Source organism: Streptomyces daliensis (assembly GCF_054782395.1).
In genome coordinates this window covers 40389-58635 of sequence record NZ_BAAGSO010000082.1, presented here as the reverse complement: position 1 = coordinate 58635, position 18247 = coordinate 40389, and the positions used below count along the sequence as shown (strand labels likewise).

Below are 18247 nucleotides of genomic sequence, written 5' to 3'. Positions count from 1 at the left end.
GCGGGGAGCCCCTGGCCGCTGACCGGGACCGGGTGCTTCTGCCGGTGGCCGGGCGCCCCTGAGCGGGCCTGTCCGGCCTGTCCGGCCCGTACGGGCGTGAACGCGACGGAGTTCGTCGTCGCGTGGCAGCACGCCCGCGCCCGGGCCGCCCGACCCCTTCCCGGCGAAGAGACCGGGCTCCGGTACCGCCAGGCGCCCCGCACCGCCCGTCCGGGAGGAGGGTCGGGCCCTGCCTGCTGGCGCCTCGCCTCCCGGGAAACTCGCCTCCCGGGAAACTCGCCTCCCGGGAAACTCGCGTCCCGGGAAAGAGGCGGCCCCCGTCGTGCCCGTGCACACGGCTTCCCGGTGTGTGGAGCCGCCCCGTGAAGGGGGCCGGGACCCCGCCCCGAACGGGGCCGGGCCCGCCCGAGCACAGGACCGGGTCTGGCCCCGCGAGCCCGGCCGGGACCGTCCCGGCCGGCCCCCGCACCGTTGACCCCGTCAGCGGTGCTGGTGAGACTGCCCGGATGGCGATCATCGCGAAGCCGTTCCGCGCACGGCGTACACGTACCGCGCTCTCGGCAGCCCTCACGGGGCTCGGCCCCAGTAGCGGCCCAGGCGCAGGCCCAGGCGCAGGCGCAGGCGCATGCACAGGCATAGGCACCGGCACCCGTCCCGCCCTCGCCCCCGGCGTACAGGAGCTCGTGCGCGCCGCAGCGCGCCTCGCCCGCCCCGACGGCCACGGACGCGGCGCGCTCGTCGCCTACGGCGCCCTCTCCGCCCTCGATCTACTGGCCACGTCCCGCGCGGCGCGCGGACCCCGTCGCGCGGCCAAACCGCTGCTGATGCCCGCGCTCGCGGCCCACACGCTGAGCAGGCGCGAAGACGCGGCCACGCCCGTGCCGAAAGCCCTCGTCGCCGGGCTCGCCTTCGCAGCGGCCGGGGACACCGCGCTGCTCTTCGACGAGCACGAGGCCGCCTTCCTGACGGGCATGGCCGCCTTCCTCGGTACCCAGGTCAGCTACACGGTGGGCATGGCCCGCGACCTGGGCGCCGTGCGCGGCATACGGGCACGGCCACGCCCCGCGCTGGGCGCCCTCGCCGCCTGGGCCGTGGCCAACGCGGCGCTCGCGCCCACCCTCGACCCGGCCCTGCGGCTCCCCGTCGCGGGCTACAGCCTCGCCCTCGCGGCCATGGGGGCCGCGGCCTTCGGCGTCGGGGGCGGGGTGGGCGCGGGAGCCGCCGCGTTCCTCGGCTCGGACCTGCTGATCGGGCTCCAGGCCGCGGGTCTGGAGTTCCCCTCCCAGGAGGTGCTGATCATGGCGGGGTACGTGCTGGGCCAGTACCTCATCGCCACCGGCTGGCTGACGAGGCTGGACGAGCGGCGGCTGGACGAGCGGCGGCTGGACGGGCGCCTGGACGGGCCGCCGTCAGGCGTGACCCCGTAGCGCCCCGCAGCCCTCGCTGGACGGGCACGGGCACCTCGCCCGCGCCCACGGCCACGCGCCCGCGCCCCGATACCGTCGAGGGGTGCACGACCAGACCACCTCCCCCGAGCCCGCCGCCCCGACAGGCCGCCCCGGCCAGGCCGACGCCCCCGCCTGCCCGGCCGCCACCCACTCCGCTCCCGCCCCCATGCCCGCGCTGTTCGACTGGGAGTTCGCGGCCGACCCGTACCCCGCGTACGCCTGGCTCCGCGAGCACGCGCCCGTACGCAGGACGGAGCTGCCGAGCGGGGTGGAGGCGTGGCTGGTAACCCGTTACGCCGACGCGCGGCAAGCCCTCGCCGACCAGCGGCTCAGCAAGAACCCCGGCCACCACAGCCAGCGCGGCGCGCACGGCAAGGGCAAGGTCGGCATCCCGGGGGAGCGCGGCGCGGGGCTCATGACGCACCTGCTCAACATCGACCCGCCCGACCACACGCGGCTGCGCCGCCTCGTCTCGAAGGTGTTCACGCCGCGCAGGGTGGCGCGGTTCGCGCCGCGCGTGCAGGAGCTGACGGACCAGCTCATCGACGGCTTCGCCCGGCGCGGCGAGGCGGACCTGATCCACGAGTTCGCGTTCCCGCTGCCCATCTACGCGATCTGCGACCTGCTCGGCGTACCGGCCGAGGACCAGGACGACTTCCGGTCCTGGGCAGGCATGATGATCCATCAGCCGGGCAGCCCGCGCGGCGGGGTGGGCCGCGCGGTGAAGAAGATGCGCGGCTACCTCGCGGAGCTGATCCACCGCAAGCGCGAGGAACTGCGTCAGCGCGAAGGCGAGGGCGGCGAGGCCGGGGCCGGTTCCGGTTCCGGTTCGGACGACCTCATCTCGGGCCTCATCCGCGCCAGCGACCACGGCGAGCACCTCACCGAGAACGAGGTGGCGGCCATGGCGTTCATCCTCCTCTTCGCCGGTTTCGAGACCACCGTCAACCTCATCGGCAACGGCACCTACGCGCTGCTGCGCCACCCCGAGCAGCGCGCACGCCTCCAGCGGGCCGTCGCGGAGGGTGACGAGGCGCTGCTGGCCGGAGCGGTCGAGGAACTGCTGCGCTACGACGGACCCGTCGAGCTGGCGACGTGGCGCTTCGCGACCGAGCCGCTGACGCTCGGCGGGCAGCGCGTGGCCGAGGGCGACCCCGTCCTGGTGGTGCTGGCGGCGGCCGACCGCGACCCCGAGAAGTTCGCCGCGCCCGACGTGCTGGACCTGGAGCGCCGCGACAACCAGCACCTGGGCTACGGGCACGGCATCCACTACTGCCTGGGCGCGCCCCTCGCGCGGCTGGAGGGGCAGACCGCCCTCGCCACGCTGCTGCGCCGCCTGCCCGACCTGCGACTGGCCGCGGATCCGGCCGAGCTGCGCTGGCGCGGCGGACTCATCATGCGCGGACTGCGCACGCTGCCCGTCGAGTTCGCGCCGGAGACGAACCGGGGGCGCCCGGCGGAAAGTGACGGGCAGTCACCAGCGTGACCCCGGCGTGATCTGCGCGACATTGGCTTGTGATGCCCGTGATTCGAGGCTACGTTCGGGCGCCAACTTCCGAGTCTCGATCCGGAGTCTCAGTCCCGAGGCTCCCGAAGTCCCCGAGGCTCACTCCTGTGTCCCAACGAGAGGTCACTATGCGTTCCGGGAACGGCCGACACCGTCGCCCTCGCCAGGCACCAGCCCTGTTCGTCGCCGCGGGCGTGACCGGGGCGGGCATCGCCCTGCCGCTGCTCGGCGCGACGGGTGCGCACGCGGCGGACACCGCCACCTGGGACCGCGTCGCCGAGTGCGAGAGCGGCGGCCTGTGGAGCGCCAACAAGGGCAACGGGTACTACGGCGGCCTCCAGTTGACCATGGACACATGGGAGGACTACGGCGGCACCGACTACGCCGAGCGCCCCGACCTCGCCAGCCGGAGCCAGCAGATATCGGTGGCCGAGAAGATCCTCGACGACCAGGGGCCCGACGCGTGGCCGAGCTGCTCGGTGAACGGCGGCCTGACCGAGGACTCCACCGAGAAGCCCGACGTGAACCCGGGCGACGACGACGGCTCGGGCGACTCCGGCGACGCGACGGAGCCCGTGCCCGAGCGCCCGTACGACAGCCCGTCGGACTCCGAGAAGAAGCCCGACGACTCCTCGGATTCGTCCGACTCCCCGGACCCGGAGAAGTCCGACGGCTCCGGCGACGCGTCCTCTTCCCCGTCGCCGTCCCCGTCGCCCAGCGAGGACGAGGGTGACGACTCCGCCTCGCCGGAGGCCCCCTCCGAGACCACCCCCGGCAACGGAACCGGCACCGGAACCGGCGCCGGAACCGGAACCGGCACCGGAACCGGCGCCGGAGGCGCCACCGAGGGCACCGGCAAGCACAGGGGCACTCCGGACCAGCGCGAGGGCGACGGCGAGGACGACGAGCGGGCCTCACGGGGCAAGCACGGCCGGGACGGTGCCGAGGAGGCCGACGGGGACGAGGGGCACCGGGTCCGCTCCGGCGAGTCCCTGTCCGCCATCGCCTCCGAGCACAAGGTGCGGGGCGGCTGGGACGCGCTCTACGACCGCAACCGTGACGTCGTCGGCTCCGACCCCGACCTGATCCTCCCCGGCCAGGAACTGAAGCTCTGACCTGGCCCTCTTCCGCGCTCCCCGCCGCCTTGTGACCCAGCGCACAAGGCGGCCCCGCCGGGCCGCGTCGAGCCCCGCCCGCTCCGTACCCACCCCGTAACCGCCCCGCACCCCTCCCGCAGCCCGCTCCGTCCGCCCCGGCGCACCCCTCCGCGCCGGGGCGGAGCCGTTTCTTCATCACCGGAACAAAAAGCGCGCCCCGCTTCTCTCCGGCCCGCGACCCCTCTGAGCTGCGTCTTCACTCATCGTTCGGTCCTACGACACGAGTGGTCGGCCGGGTTACGGGTCCGGGCCGGTTAGGCTCTGGGTGCAGAAAGCCAGACACAGACGAAGGAGATCCTCGTGCCGTCCATCGACGTCGTCGTAGCCCGCGAGATCCTCGACTCGCGAGGCAACCCCACGGTCGAGGTCGAGGTCGGCCTCGACGACGGCAGCACGGGTCGTGCTGCCGTTCCGTCCGGCGCCTCGACCGGCGCCTTCGAGGCCCTTGAGCTCCGCGACGGTGACACGGCCCGTTACGGCGGCAAGGGCGTCGAGAAGGCCGTCCTCGCCGTCATCGAGCAGATCGGCCCGGAGCTGGTGGGCTATGACGCCACCGAGCAGCGCCTGATCGACCAGGCGATGTTCGACCTGGACGCCACCGCCGACAAGTCCTCGCTCGGCGCCAACGCCATCCTCGGCGTCTCGCTCGCCGTGGCGCACGCCGCCTCCGAGGCCAGCGACCTGCCGCTCTTCCGCTACCTCGGCGGCCCGAACGCGCACATGCTGCCCGTCCCGATGATGAACATCCTGAACGGCGGGTCCCACGCGGACTCGAACGTGGACATCCAGGAGTTCATGATCGCCCCGATCGGCGCTGAGTCCTTCTCCGAGGCCCTGCGCTGGGGCGCCGAGACCTACCACGCGCTCAAGGGCGTCCTCAAGGAGCGCGGCCTCGCCACAGGGCTGGGCGACGAGGGCGGCTTCGCGCCCAACCTGGGCTCCAACCGCGAGGCCCTGGACCTGATCATCGAGGCCATCCAGAAGGCGGGCTACACCCCGGGCCAGGACATCGCCCTCGCCCTGGACGTCGCCGCCTCCGAGTTCTACAAGGACGGCTCCTACGCCTTCGAGGGCCAGTCCCGCACGGCCGCCGAGATGAGCGCGTACTACGGCGAGCTGGTCGACGCCTACCCGCTGGTCTCCATCGAGGACCCGCTGTACGAGGACGACTGGGACGGCTGGCAGACCATCACCGAGCAGCTCGGTGACAAGGTCCAGCTCGTCGGCGACGACCTGTTCGTCACCAACCCCGAGCGCCTCGCCCGCGGCATCGACGACAAGGCCGCCAACGCGCTGCTGGTCAAGGTCAACCAGATCGGTTCGCTGACCGAGACCCTGGACGCCGTCGAGCTGGCCCAGCGCAACGGCTTCAAGTGCATGATGTCCCACCGCTCCGGCGAGACCGAGGACGTCACCATCGCGGACCTCGCCGTCGCCACCAACTGCGGCCAGATCAAGACCGGCGCCCCGGCCCGCTCCGAGCGCGTCGCCAAGTACAACCAGCTCCTGCGCATCGAGGAGATCCTGGACGACGCCGCGGTGTACGCGGGCCGCTCCGCCTTCCCGCGCTTCAAGGGCTGACACACCCGCGTGCGGGAGCCCGCGTGACGGGTCCCGCGTGACGGGCCGCAGTTGCCCACGTCCCCGCCACCGTTCCCGTACGGTGGCGGGGACGGCTTTGCCCCGGCGCCGCGGAACACTTCGGCGCCGGGGCATCTCGCACCGCACCGCACCGCAAGCAGCACCTCGGCACCGGGACAGGACAGGGACACTGGGGAGGATCGTGCCCGCGGACCGCTTCTCCACCGCGACCAGACTCAGGGCGCTCGGCTCGCAGCTCGGCTCGCAGGCCGCCGAACGGGTCTACCGCGCCCAGAGCCGCCGCGTCCGCGCCCCGCGCCGGCACCGCCTCACGGGGCGCGCCGCGCTGCTGGCGCTGGTCGTCTGCTCCCTGGTCGTCGCGCTGGCGTATCCGATGCGCCAGTACGTCTCGCAGCGCTCCGAGATCGCCGATCAGCGCCGTCAGGCCGAGCAGGCGCGCGAGCAGGTGCGGAAGCTGCGCGAGGAGCGGGCGCGCTGGAGCGACCCGGCCTACGTCGAGCAGCAGGCACGGCTGCACCTCCACTTCGTCCGCCCCGGTGAGACCGGCTACACCGTCGTCGACGGCACGGCCGACGCCGAGCGCCCCACCGATCAGCGCCCCGCCGACCGCCCCTGGTACCAGAACCTCTGGGACGGTGTGGACACGGCCGACGAGAGCCGCTGAGCCCTCCGCCTGACCCGCTGCCGAGCCCGGCTCGTACGTACGCAGAAAGACACCGATGGACACGCCCCCGCCGCAGACAGACCCCACCCCGCCCACGGAGGCGGACGTCGAAGCCTTCAAGGAGCAGCTCGGCCGCCCGCCGCGCGGCCTGCGCGCCATCGCGCACCGTTGCCCGTGCGGCCTGCCCGACGTCGTCGAGACGGCCCCGCGCCTGGAGGACGGCACCCCCTTCCCCACGACGTACTACCTGACGTGCCCGAGGGCGAACTCCGCCATCGGCACGCTGGAGGCGAACGGCGTGATGAAGGAGATGACGGACCGGCTCGGCGAGGATCCGGAGCTGGCCGCCGCCTACCGCGCGGCGCACGAGGACTACCTCGCGCGGCGCGACGCCATCGAGGTGCTGGAGGGCTTCCCGAGCGCGGGCGGCATGCCCGACCGGGTGAAGTGCCTGCACGTGCTCGTCGCCCACGCGCTGGTGGCGGGTCCCGGCGTGAACCCGCTGGGCGACGAGGCGCTGGCGATGCTGCCGGAGTGGTGGCGCAAGGGCCCCTGCGCGGGCGCGGACACGTGCGCCGCCCCCGATCCCTCCGCCCCCGCTTCCGAAGGAGCCGCCGAATGAGCCGTACGACCCGTGTCGCCGCGATCGACTGCGGTACGAACTCGATCCGCCTGCTCATCGCGGACCTGGACCCGGAAACCGGCGAACTGACGGACCTGGACCGGCGGATGGAGATCGTCCGCCTCGGCCAGGGAGTGGACCGCACGGGCAGGCTGGCGCCCGAGGCGCTGGAGCGCACCTTCGCGGCGTGCCGGGACTACGCGAAGGCCATCCGCGAGCGGGGCGTGCCCACCGAGCGGCTGCGCTTCGTGGCCACCTCCGCCTCGCGGGACGCGGAGAACCGCGACGACTTCGTGCGCGGCGTCGTGGACATCCTCGGCGTCGAGCCCGAGGTCATCACGGGCGACCAGGAGGCGGAGTTCTCCTTCACGGGCGCGACGAAGGAACTGACGGGCCGCGCCGACCTGGAACGGCCCTTCCTGGTGGTGGACATCGGCGGCGGCTCCACGGAGTTCGTCGTGGGCGACACGTCCGTACGGGCCGCGCGCAGCGTCGACGTCGGCTGCGTCCGCATGACGGAGCGTCATCTGACCCACGACGGCGAGATCACCGAGACCCCGACGCCGGATCAGATCCGGGCCATACGGGACGACATCGCCGCGGCACTGGACGAGGCGGCGCAGACGGTCCCCCTGACGGAGGCCCGCACCCTCGTCGGCCTCGCGGGCACGGTCACCACACTCGCGGCCATCGCCCTCGACCTGGACTCCTACGACTCCGCGGCGATCCACCACTCCCGCCTGAGCTACGCGCGCGCCCGCGAGATCACCGGCCGCCTCCTCTCCGCCACCCACGAGGCCCGCGCCGCCATCCCGGTGATGCACCCGGGCCGCGTCGACGTCATCAACGCGGGGGCGCTGGTGCTGCTCGCGGTGATGGAGCGCATCGGCGCGGAGGAGGTAGTGGTGAGCGAACACGACATCCTGGACGGGATCGCCTTCAAAGTGGCAGACGACGCCCAGCGGGCCGGAGAAGACGGCTGACCTGGAACAGCATGGCTAAAACACTCGCGGTGTGACCTGCAACAACGCGAAAGCAGCGCCCCCTGACGGTCATCCGCCGGGGGCGCTTGTCTGCCTTCACCACGCCGATCCCAGTACCGTGATACTGGCTGTACCGACGGCTGATAGGGGACACCGTGTTGGAGGAAGCCGAACAGATCGGACGCCGTGCGCGGCGCGCGCGCTTGCGCCTGGGCATGACGCAAGCAGACCTAGCCGCAGCCATGGGCCGTACCCAAGGATGGGTGTCCAAGATGGAACGCGGCCTGATTGAACTCGACCGCGTTGGCCTGCTGCACATGCTCGCGGCGGAACTGCACGTCCATCCGAACGACTTGATCGGTCGTCCGTACCGTTCCAGCCCGAGCGAGAACCTGTGGCAAGTGTCCGCCTCATCCATCCTCCGAGAACTGCGCCGCTACGATCTCGCGCCGGTCTTCGACGGGGCACCGCGCTCCTCTTCCGAGCTGTGGCAGGAGACGACCCGGTTGCATCGTCTGCGGGATGCCGCAGCGAACACAGCGATCCTCAACGTTCTGCCCGATCTTCTACGCGAAGCACGGGCCCTGGCCGAGGTCTCCAACGGCCACGAGCGCGAGGAAGCATTCGCGATCTACGCCGTGTGCTGCAAATTCGCCCACACCGCCGCTCACGTACTCGGGCACCCTGAGCTGATCGCCATGGCGTGTGAACGTGCGGCCTGGTCCGCCGAACAGTCTGGCGACCCCGTAGTGCCCTCTGTAGCGAGCTGGATGCGCGTCTGGGACATGTGGGCTACCGCCGACTGGGACGACGCGGTCGCACTCTCCGATCAGGCCATCAGGGGCGTACAGAGCGGTTACGACCGTGGCGACCAACTCGCGATCCGGGCTTGGGGGTCACTCCAGCTCCGCGCCGCTGTGTCCGCCGCACGCGCCGGGCGCGGCGCGGAGGCAGAGGCCCGCATCGAACATGCGAGGGAGGCCGCCGACCGTGCCAGCGACGACCATCCCCGCGTCTACGACCGGCACTCCCTCACGTTCTCTGCGGGCAACGTTCAAATCCACGCGGTGAGCATCGCTTTGGAGATGCACCAGCAGAGCAAGGCACTGGATATAAACCGAGACACCAGCCCCGAACTGCTCGCGTCTCTTCCAAAATCCCGACAAGGCCACCACCACATGGAGCTAGGGCGGGCATGGCTGTGGGACGGCAACAGGGACAAGGCACTGGCCGAGCTGGGGAAGGCTGAGAAGCTGGCCCCCCAGCTCGTCAGGAACCACCCGATTGCGCGGTCGACGCTGCGCAGCCTCGTCTACGCCGAACGCGCCTCCACTCGGGAGAAGCTGCGGCACATGTCAGACCGCTTTCACCTCGATGGATGACGGCCATATTCCTACGGCTCATATTCGGCCTCTGACGGCTCCCTAACGTCTGGAGCATGACCGGACACAGCCACCGTCCCAGTCAAGGCCCGCAGCCGTTTCGACCCCAGCTCGGCGACCTGGCCCGCGACTCCGCCCGCAACGGACACATCGGCGTTGTCGTGGCCGAGCCAGACGGGAAGACTGCCGCGAGCTTCCACCTGCGCCCGCCCGGGGGCGGCGCCGAGTGGTCCGCCCACGCGAGCGGCATAACACTCTCTCCGGTGCTGTCGCCCCCCACCCACATCACGCCCCTGGGGCAGCCCGCCACGTACGACGCGCGCGCTCAACAAGGCGCCTTACCCGTGTTCATCCACTACGAGGACGGCGGCAAGGTCGAGTCGGTGCTCGTGTGCACCCCAGACGAGTTCGCTCTCGTCCACGCCGAGATGGCACGCCTCATGGAGGGACGCGAAACAGGGGAGGCGTCATGACCGGCACAGGCGGTAGCTGTATGACCTTGCGTGCCGGGAAGGCACGGATCGTAGGCGGCAAGGTCGACGTACAGTGGCAAAGCCGTCAGTGCGTGACCCTCGTCGCGGGTGACATGACGCCGGAAACGCGTCCGCTGAGGTATCCGCCCTGTTCGTGCGGTGCCCCACGATGCCCGGACCGCCCGAACAGGAGCGCGTGATGTGGCGCGAGAGGGTCGCAGTCTGCTTGTTCGTCCTGGCGATTGTGCTTCTGGCGGTCTCGGGCAGGGAAACGAGCGGCTGGTCGTGAGGTACCGGCCCGTGCACTCCGCCGACCGCCATGCCTGGCACATCCTCGACCTGCATCTCGGCGACCTGTGCACCCTGCCCGGTGAGGGTCCGTGGCCGCTCACGTGGTCCTCGTACGAGGCCGCCGAGAGCTGGCTCGCTGCCTGCTACCAAGCGTGGGAGGCGGGAACCGTGACCGCGCCCGACGGGTGGCAGCCGGACGAGCCACCGCCCTAGCTCCCCTGTTGGCTTCAACCGTTCCCAGACACCCGCTCCCGCCGTCCACACCGATCAAGCCCCCACGGCCATCGGATTTCGGCGGGGGCGGGGTAGGGCCCCGTTCCGTCCACGTTCCACGAGCCGTGGTCGGAAGGGGCTCAAGACCCGTCCGGCTGTTTGCGTGACGGTCGGCGGCCGGACGGGTCTCTCAGCCTCCCGACTGACTCCCCCGCGAACCAACGCGGGGGATGTTCCCGCCCGTGCCTTCTCGCCGCGTCGGCACGCGCGGAAGAGGCCCCCGCACTCCTGGCTGCTCAACCTGCGGTGCGGGGGCCGCCGCTCGACGCGGCAACAACAAGGAGAGCACATGCACGCGACGTTGAACCCGCTCGCGTTCGCCTGGCTGGAGATCACCGGCCTGTGCAACCTGACCTGTGACCACTGCTACGCGGACAGCTCACCGCAGGGCACCCACGGCACGATGACCCTCGCCGACTGGTACCGCGTCATCGACGAACTCGCCAACATGGGCACCAAGGATGTGCAGTTCATCGGGGGCGAACCCACGATGCACCCGGACCTGCCCGAGCTGATCAGGCACGCGCACCGCGCGGGTATCGAGGTCGAGGTCTTCTCGAACCTCACCCACGTACAAGAGGAGCTGTGGACGACGTTCACGGACTGCGGCGTCAAACTCGCCACCTCGTACTACTCGGACGAGGCGACCGATCACGATCAGGTGACCCGGGCCCGGGGCTCGCACAAGCGGACCCGGGCGAACATTGAGCGGGCACTCGATCTCGGTATCCCGCTGCGCGGCGGCGTCGTCGCCGTCCGGCAGGAACAGCGGGCGCGGCAGGCGGCGAAGGATCTCGTCGACCTCGGCGTACCGGAGGTCGGCGGGGACCGGACCCGGGCGTTCGGACGGGGGAGCCGCGGCGCCGCCCCCGCGATCGACGACCTGTGCGGACACTGCGCACAGCAAAAGTGCGCCATCCTCCCCGACGGCTCTGTATCTCCGTGCGTCCTCGGCCGCTTCCTGACCATCGGCAACGTCCACGAGCGGGCCCTCGCCGACATCTGGGGCAGCACGCGAATGGCTGCCGTCATGGCCGGGATCAAGGCCGTGCACGGCGCGGGTGCACAGCGGTGCACACCCCCGCAGTTCCTGCCGATGTGCGGACCCTGCGGGCCCTGCGTGCCCAGCGTCCGGACCCGGCCATGTGACCCAAAGCTCGCCGTGGACGAGCCGGACGTGGCTACGATCGCCGCAACCGGATAGCCGAGAGCCGCAGGAGCAACACACATGGACGATCACGGGGACGACTTCGGCAAATGGTTCGTCGAGGACGCCTCATACAAGACCGAGGAACAGTGGGCGAGCATCGCCGGACACATCCGGCACGCGGTCAACAAGGTCAGCCCCGAGCAACTGCCGGTCTGCCTGCCCGGTGAGCCGCAGGAGTGCGGGCGCTCCGCACAACAGCACGCCCTCGCCTGGGCGGCGCGCCTCAAAGCAGCCGCGCACCACATGATCGAACAGTACGCGCCGAGCCCGGCGCGGGCCGCCCACGTCGCCGGACCGCTGTATCAGCGCTACCTCTCCGAACTGCGTGCCGATTCATCGGGCGAGCACTGAGCGGAACGCACGAAGATCCCCCCGTCCGGCCGAGGCCGGGCGGGGGCGTTGCTGTCAGCGGGCGGCGAGCTGCCACAGGGTGAGGGCAAGGCCGACGACGGCGATCAGGGCGGCGAGGTCATCGGGCGGTGTCGCTCCCGGCGTCCAGGCCGAGGCCGACGCGGTCGAGCAGGGCCTCGACGGCGGGCAGGCTCATCACTCGGGCGAGACCTTCCCGGTACGAGACTGCGGCCCGCGTCGTACCTGTGTGGGAACCGGAAGCCACGCAATGGCAGCCGATGCCGGGCCCTGGCCCGGGAGGGGATGGGGTGAGTGACCGTTCAGACGGCATCCTCGACGGCATCGCCTGGAGCCTGGTGTAGCCAGCCGGGGGCACGGTAGGAGCGGGGCCGCTACAGGTTGCGGTAGACGTCCCGCCGGTCGCCCACCTTGACGACGAGGACGATGAGTTCGCCGTCGTTGACCTGGTAGGCGACCCTGTAGTTGCCGACCCGGAGCCGGTAGAGACCCGAGGGGCCGGTGAGCTTCTTGATGTCGGCGTCCTCGCGGTACGGATCGTCGCCGAGGGCGGTCAGTGCGGTCAGGATGCGCATGGCTTCGGGCCGGTCGATGGCCCGGATCTGCCGCTGTGCTGCCGTGGTGAACCGGAACGCGTACTTCACGCGGAGCCTTCACCGCGCTCGCTGAACAGGTCCGCCAGCAGTTCGGCCATCGAAACGGTGGGCTCACCGCTGGCCAGAACCGCCTCTGCCTCCCGGGCCAGCATCACGTCGGCCGCCTCTTCCAGCGCTTCGAAGTCGGCGATCGGCACGACTGCGGCAACCGGGGCACCGTTGCGTGTGATGACGGTGGGAGTGCCTTGCTCGGCCTGGTTGATGTGTTCCGCGAGGTGTGCGCGTGCGTCTCTGACGGTCGCGGTGTTCTCGGTCATGGACTCAGTGTACGCATTTGCGTGTACACGCGGCCAGGGAAGATTGCCGTGAGGTTCCACCTGCGCCCACCCGGGGGCGCCGTCCCCCTCACCGCCTCCCGCGATGTCCGTGTCCCCGACTGCCCCGCTCCACGTCGGCCCGTCGCCTGTCCCAGCTCGACGGGTCGGGCTGGGCGTACGACCGGGAGCTTCCCGACGAGTACCGGGAGCTGTCACCTGTGGGCGGCATTCTCGCCATGGCGGCCCTGTCGCTGCGCTGATCGGGGAAAGACCGGTCCGACGTGTGGGCGAGCGTGCGGCCTACCGTGGGCGCGGGCGTCTGACGGGCCGGCACGGGCCCGCCGAGTGCCCGGTACAGGTCCGGTTGGCCCCTCGGAATCGCGGCGTTGTAGGTGATGGCGGTGAACGTCTCGGCGACGAACTCGTGCGGATTCCTCGCGCCGTATGCGCTTATCGCGCCAGCTATGTGCTCGTACTGCTGGCGGAATCTGGTGTGGAAAAGGTCGCTGTAGGACTTCGGGGACTGCGTGAAGTGCAGACAATGGCCTATCTCGTGCACGATGGCCGCGGACGGATCGTTGATGTTCACCGCGATCGACCGGGGCGCGTTCGCCGGTGGGACGGTGCGGAGAAGTTCGGGGGAGAGCATGATTCTGTTCGGGGCGTAGAACTCCGCGAAGGAACTCCATGCGTTCTCCGTGCGCAGACTGGGGAGCTTGATGCTCCTGGTGTATTTGGGGAGGTAGAAATGCATCGGGGACGGCATGGTGAAGCCCGCTCTCTCCACGCGGGACACCGCTTCCACGATCTGCGCGACTCGCTTGTCCCGCATGTCGTCCGACTCCGTGCGGTCGGAATATATCTCCAGCCGTGTGGCGCCCGTGTCCATCAGCAACTTGACGACCGATTGCGGGTTCGAGTTGCTGTCACGGGAACTGCTCTGATCGGGGCGCTCAAGGAAGGACTGGATTTCGGGGAATTCCGCCCTCACCTGCGAGGTGTACGACAGCTCCCCGTTCCCTTCGTGGGAGATTCCTCCCCGTCGCTGGATTCTTTCCATCTGCTCGAAGAACACGGCGTCGGATTGCTCTACCCCCACCTCCCTCGCGTGCTTCAGGGAGCCGTCCCGATGTCGGTCGCGCAGATATGCCTGATTTATTGGATGCTCGGTGTCGCGACGCCTCGGCATTGTCCGGGTCGCGTACGGTGCGAGTTCAGGGCTGATGGTCTCGAAGCGCGCCCTGGCTTGCTCGGGTGTCGGCATGGAGGGCTCCTAGTCAATGATCATTGACTTTTCCGGGCATTCTAGATCGGCGCTTCCGCGGGTCGCACCGCATTCGCGGGGATTCGGTCGTCGTCACCGCGTGGCGCGATACGGTTCGCTCGCTTTCGCCCGCTATGCCGAGTCGCCCGCGCGTGCCGGGGCAGGCCCCGCCAAGGGCCTCACTTGAGCAGGGCGTCTCTCTCTTGATAGACATGCACACCACCCCGAGGGGCCCGCCGCGCGTCGCGCACAGGAACCTTCGTGAATTTCTTCACATGGAAAAGTGCCTCGTCGGGGCCTGATCGTCGCCGTAAGGGCCGGATAAGTACCCACTCGGCGCTCCGGGGCCGGAAACGGCTCTGTTGCCGCCGGGTTACGCGGAGCCGCGCGGGGTGACTGGTCCACACGCCGCCCGCCGCGATAAGCGCAGTTCACGGCGACGCTCAACGCCTCGTGAGGTGAAGTGGTTCCCCCGCGGCTCTGTGGGCTCGATCACGAGGGCGGCGGAGTGTAGCAGAACCCCTCCCGATGCTTGTGAAGGCCCTCACGAGGTCACCCCCGGGGTGAGGTGGATACTCGATTCCATGAGCACCACGGAGCGTCCCCGAATCCTCGTAGTAGGTGGCGGGTACGTCGGTTTGTACGCAGCACGGCGCATCCTCAAGAAGATGCGGTACGGCGAGGCGACCGTCACCGTCGTCGACCCGCGCTCGTACATGACGTACCAGCCCTTCCTCCCCGAAGCCGCCGCAGGCAGCATCTCCCCGCGCCACGTCGTGGTGCCGCTGCGACGCGTGCTGCCGAAGGCGGAGGTCCTCACCGGCCGCGTCACGACCATCGACCAGGACCGTAAGGTCGCCACCATCGCCCCGCTGGTCGGCGAGGCGTACGACCTGCCCTTTGACTACCTCGTTGTTGCGATGGGCGCGGTCTCGCGCACCTTCCCGATCCCCGGTCTCGCCGAGAACGGCATCGGCATGAAGGGCGTCGAGGAGGCCATCGGCCTGCGGAACCACGTGCTGGAGCAGCTCGACAAGGCCGACTCGACCACCGACGAGGAGGTCCGCCGCAGGGCGCTGACCTTCGTCTTCGTCGGCGGTGGCTTCGCGGGTGCGGAGACCATCGGCGAGGTCGAGGACATGGCACGCGACGCCGCGAAGTACTACCCCAACATCAAGCGCGAGGACATGCGCTTCGTGCTGGTGGACGCGGCGCCGTTCATCCTCCCCGAGGTCGGCCCGAAGCTCGGTGAGTACGGCCTGGAGCACCTGAAGAACCGCGGCATCGAGATCTACCTCAACACCTCGATGGACTCCTGCGTGGACGGCCACGTGGTGCTGAAGAACGGCCTGGAGGTCGACTCCAACACCATCGTGTGGACCGCCGGTGTGAAGCCGAACCCGGCGCTGGCGCGCTTCGGCATCCCGCTGGGCCCCAAGGGCCACGTCGACGTCGACGCGACCATGCAGGTCAAGGGCACCGACTACGTGTGGGCCGCGGGCGACAACGCCCAGGTCCCCGACCTGGCCTCCGACAAGGAGGTCGCCTTCTGCCCGCCCAACGCGCAGCACGCGCTGCGGCAGGCGAAGGTGCTCGGCGACAACGTCATCTCGGGCATGCGGGGCTTCCCGCAGGGCGACTACAAGCACGCCAACAAGGGCGCCGTCGCCGGTCTGGGCCTGCACAAGGGCGTCGCGATGATCGTCGTCGGCAAGACGAAGATCAAGCTCAAGGGGCGCCTGGCCTGGTACATGCACCGCGCGTACCACGGCATGGCGGTGCCGACGTGGAACCGTAAGATCCGGGTCTTCGCCGACTGGACCCTCGGCATGTTCCTCAAGCGCGAGGTCGTCTCGCTCGGTGCGATGGAGCACCCGCGCGAGGAGTTCTACGAGGCGGCCGCGCCCGTGACGGCCGCCGCCTCCGCCGCCAAGGCCGAGGGCACGGCGAGCGCGGGCAAGGCCGACACGGCCGAGAAGGCCAAGGCGAGCTGAACCCCGTCCGACGCCGTCCGTAGCGGCGTCTGACGCCGGGGCCTGACGCCGGGCACCGGGTGCTTGGCGCCGGGTGCCTGACGTCCGCCGGGCGCCCGGGGCCGTACCGGGCCGCCCGCCGCGGCACGAACGCGACACGAATACGCCGAAGGGGCGTGAGCCATCCGTGGGGCTCACGCCCCTTCGGCGTGCCCGGAGGAGGGGCCGGAGGCGAGGCGGGAGACCGAAGATGAGGGTCGAAGACCGGTCATGGTTGGAGATGACCATGTTTTTGCCTGGCAACGGGCATGCGCCCCGGTGCCGTTGGTGTTTACGTGGTCAAAGAAACCACCCGTCAGGGTGGTGGAAAACTCGCTCCTTACGGAGGTGTGCGCCATGGCCGACGCCGCTTCGCGGCTCACCGCAGTCGCAGAGAGAGTGCTGGGATCCCCGCTCCCGGTACGCATCCGCGCCTGGGACCGCAGCGAGGCAGGGCCACCGGGCGCACCCACCCTCCACATCAGGCACCCCCGAGCGCTGCGCCGCATCCTGTGGCGGCCGGGCGAGCTGGGCCTGGCCCGCGCCTGGGTCGCCGGTGAGATCGACGTCGAGGGCGACCTGTACGCGGCGCTGGACCTGCTCGCCGAGCTGATCTGGGAGAAGGGCGAGGACGGCGACGAGAGCCGCGGCCTGCTCGACCTGGCCCGCGACCCTGCCGTACGCGAGGCAGCGCGCGAGCTGCTCTCCCTCGCCGGCCCCTGGCCGCCGCCCCCGCCGCCCCGCGAGGAGGCCCGCCGCCGCGTCGGCATACGGCACACCCTCGGCCGCGACCGCAAGGCCATCAGCCACCACTACGACGTCGGCAACGACTTCTACTCCCTCGTCCTCGGCCCGAGCATGGTCTACTCGTGCGCCTACTGGGAGGACGGCGGCACCCTGGAGGGCGCCCAGCACGACAAGCTCGACCTGATCTGCCGCAAGCTGGCGCTGTCCGAGGGGCAGCGGCTGCTGGACGTCGGCTGCGGCTGGGGCTCGCTGGTGCTGCACGCGGCACGCGAGTACGGGGTACGGGCAGTGGGCGTCACGCTCTCCCAGGAGCAGGCCACGTTCGCCCGCAAGCGGATCGCCGAGGAGGGCCTGACGGACCGGGTGGAGGTCCGCGTCCAGGACTACCGCGAGGTGCGCGACGGGCCCTACGACGCGATCGCCTCCGTCGGCATGGCCGAGCACGTGGGCGCGGCCCGCTACCGGGAGTACGCGGACGACCTGTACGCGCTCCTCAAGCCCGGAGGGCGCCTCCTCAACCACCAGATCGCGCGCCGCCCGCTGCGGGACGAAGAGGCGTACTCGGTGGACGAGTTCATCGACGCGTACGTCTTCCCCGACGGAGAGCTGGCGCCCGTCGGGCGGACCGTGGGGCTGCTGGAGGACGCGGGCTTCGAGGTGCGGGACCTGGAGTCCATCCGCGAGCACTACGCGCGCACGCTGCGCGCCTGGGTCGCCAACCTGGAGTCCGACTTCCCGCGCGCGGCCCGGCTCACCTCGCCGGGCAGGGCGCGGGTGTGGCGGCTCTACATGGCCGCGTCGGCGCTCGCCTTCGAACGCAACCGCATCGGCGTCAACCAGGTCCTCGCGGTCCGCACCCCGGACAGCGGGGACGCCACGGGGCACGCGGGCCTCCCCCTGCGCGCCCGCACCTGGCTGGCCGACGGTTCCCCTTCGCGGGGTGCGGAAGGAAACGGTGGGTTCCCGCTTCACGGGGGTGTTGCGCGGGACGGCTGAGGTCTCAGGCGGGCACTGTAGGGTCCCGCGCTGATTTTTGTGCCGCGTCACGGGGTGCGGCGTTTTTCGGGTGCGGGTGGGTGGCTTCGGCGCGGCGTGTGGACCGGTGCGTCGCGGCTTGCGCCGCGTGGTTGTTGGCTTGTGCCGGTGGTTGTGGGGTTGGTGTGTGGTGGGGGTCGGTGCCGTGCCGGGGTGTCTCCTCGGGCGGCGACAAGTGCGGGTCGGTTTTTCGGCTGCCTGCTGGTGGGGGTCGGTGCCGCGGTGGGGTGTCTCCTCGGGCGGCGACAAGTGCGGGTCGGCTTTTCGGCTGCCTGTACATACTCGTCGCCACCAT

18 protein-coding genes are annotated in these 18247 nt (G+C 70.7%); 14 read left to right on the top strand and 4 right to left on the bottom strand.

The window, feature by feature from the left end; translation table 11 throughout:
• Window positions 1–683 precede the first annotated feature (683 nt).
• The 12 genes from ACYVOO_RS18625 to ACYVOO_RS18570 all read left to right on the top strand — a co-directional run bounded on the left by ACYVOO_RS18625 (window position 684) and on the right by ACYVOO_RS18570 (window position 11963).
• Window positions 684–1427 carry a lysoplasmalogenase family protein gene (locus ACYVOO_RS18625; RefSeq protein WP_461016756.1) on the top strand — a complete coding sequence of 248 codons (744 nt, stop codon included), beginning with the start codon at window positions 684–686 and terminating at the stop codon, window positions 1425–1427.
• Window positions 1428–1614: 187 nt separating this feature from the next.
• Window positions 1615–2934, top strand: coding sequence for a cytochrome P450 family protein (locus ACYVOO_RS18620; protein ID WP_461016758.1), 1320 nt, complete (start codon window positions 1615–1617; stop codon window positions 2932–2934).
• Between the two features lie 149 nt (window positions 2935–3083).
• Window positions 3084–4070: a LysM peptidoglycan-binding domain-containing protein gene (locus ACYVOO_RS18615; protein ID WP_461016755.1), complete on the top strand. Its 987-nt coding sequence runs from the start codon at window positions 3084–3086 to the stop codon at window positions 4068–4070.
• A 342-nt stretch (window positions 4071–4412) separates the two neighbouring features.
• Window positions 4413–5693, top strand: coding sequence for a phosphopyruvate hydratase (gene eno, locus ACYVOO_RS18610; protein ID WP_453346313.1), 1281 nt, complete (start codon window positions 4413–4415; stop codon window positions 5691–5693).
• A gap of 202 nt (window positions 5694–5895) precedes the next feature.
• Window positions 5896–6378, top strand: a complete 483-nt coding sequence (locus tag ACYVOO_RS18605) for an FtsB family cell division protein (protein ID WP_461016754.1) — start codon at window positions 5896–5898, stop codon at window positions 6376–6378.
• A 55-nt stretch (window positions 6379–6433) separates the two neighbouring features.
• Window positions 6434–7000, top strand: a complete 567-nt coding sequence (locus ACYVOO_RS18600) for a DUF501 domain-containing protein (RefSeq protein ID WP_461016753.1) — start codon at window positions 6434–6436, stop codon at window positions 6998–7000.
• Window positions 6997–7983, top strand: coding sequence for a Ppx/GppA phosphatase family protein (locus tag ACYVOO_RS18595; protein WP_461016752.1), 987 nt, complete (start codon window positions 6997–6999; stop codon window positions 7981–7983). The genes ACYVOO_RS18600 and ACYVOO_RS18595 overlap by 4 nt, the downstream gene beginning before the upstream one ends.
• 155 nt (window positions 7984–8138) lie before the next feature.
• On the top strand, window positions 8139–9365 hold the full coding sequence (locus ACYVOO_RS18590) for a helix-turn-helix domain-containing protein (protein ID WP_461016751.1): 1227 nt from the start codon (window positions 8139–8141) through the stop codon (window positions 9363–9365).
• A gap of 56 nt (window positions 9366–9421) precedes the next feature.
• Entirely contained in the window at window positions 9422–9838 is a 417-nt protein-coding gene (locus ACYVOO_RS18585; protein WP_461016750.1) for a hypothetical protein, read from the top strand.
• A 300-nt stretch (window positions 9839–10138) separates the two neighbouring features.
• Entirely contained in the window at window positions 10139–10342 is a 204-nt protein-coding gene (locus ACYVOO_RS18580) for a hypothetical protein (protein WP_461016749.1), read from the top strand.
• Between the two features lie 349 nt (window positions 10343–10691).
• Window positions 10692–11606, top strand: coding sequence for a radical SAM protein (locus tag ACYVOO_RS18575; RefSeq protein WP_461016748.1), 915 nt, complete (start codon window positions 10692–10694; stop codon window positions 11604–11606).
• A gap of 24 nt (window positions 11607–11630) precedes the next feature.
• Window positions 11631–11963 carry a hypothetical protein gene (locus tag ACYVOO_RS18570; RefSeq protein ID WP_461016747.1) on the top strand — a complete coding sequence of 111 codons (333 nt, stop codon included), beginning with the start codon at window positions 11631–11633 and terminating at the stop codon, window positions 11961–11963.
• Between the two features lie 118 nt (window positions 11964–12081).
• Here the strand turns inward: ACYVOO_RS18570 and ACYVOO_RS18565 are convergent, their stop codons facing one another.
• From ACYVOO_RS18565 to ACYVOO_RS18550, 4 genes are all read right to left on the bottom strand, one after another.
• Window positions 12082–12228, bottom strand: a complete 147-nt coding sequence (locus ACYVOO_RS18565) for a hypothetical protein (RefSeq protein ID WP_461016746.1) — start codon at window positions 12226–12228, stop codon at window positions 12082–12084.
• 127 nt (window positions 12229–12355) lie between these two features.
• A complete protein-coding gene (locus tag ACYVOO_RS18560) occupies window positions 12356–12625 on the bottom strand; it encodes a type II toxin-antitoxin system RelE family toxin (protein WP_461016745.1) in 270 nt (89 codons plus the stop codon).
• Window positions 12622–12894, bottom strand: a complete 273-nt coding sequence (locus ACYVOO_RS18555; protein ID WP_461016744.1) for a type II toxin-antitoxin system Phd/YefM family antitoxin — start codon at window positions 12892–12894, stop codon at window positions 12622–12624. Before ACYVOO_RS18555 ends, ACYVOO_RS18560 begins: the two co-directional genes overlap by 4 nt.
• A gap of 88 nt (window positions 12895–12982) precedes the next feature.
• The gene (locus ACYVOO_RS18550) at window positions 12983–14158 is read right to left on the bottom strand and encodes a hypothetical protein (RefSeq protein WP_461016743.1); all 1176 of its coding nucleotides are present in this window, start codon (window positions 14156–14158) and stop codon (window positions 12983–12985) included.
• A gap of 584 nt (window positions 14159–14742) precedes the next feature.
• Here ACYVOO_RS18550 and ACYVOO_RS18545 point away from each other — a divergent pair.
• Window positions 14743–16152 (top strand): NAD(P)/FAD-dependent oxidoreductase, encoded by a 1410-nt coding sequence (locus ACYVOO_RS18545; protein ID WP_461016742.1) that lies wholly within the window; start codon window positions 14743–14745, stop codon window positions 16150–16152.
• Window positions 16153–16527: 375 nt separating this feature from the next.
• Window positions 16528–17913 carry a class I SAM-dependent methyltransferase gene (locus tag ACYVOO_RS18540; protein WP_461016741.1) on the top strand — a complete coding sequence of 462 codons (1386 nt, stop codon included), beginning with the start codon at window positions 16528–16530 and terminating at the stop codon, window positions 17911–17913.
• Window positions 17914–18247 lie beyond the last annotated feature (334 nt).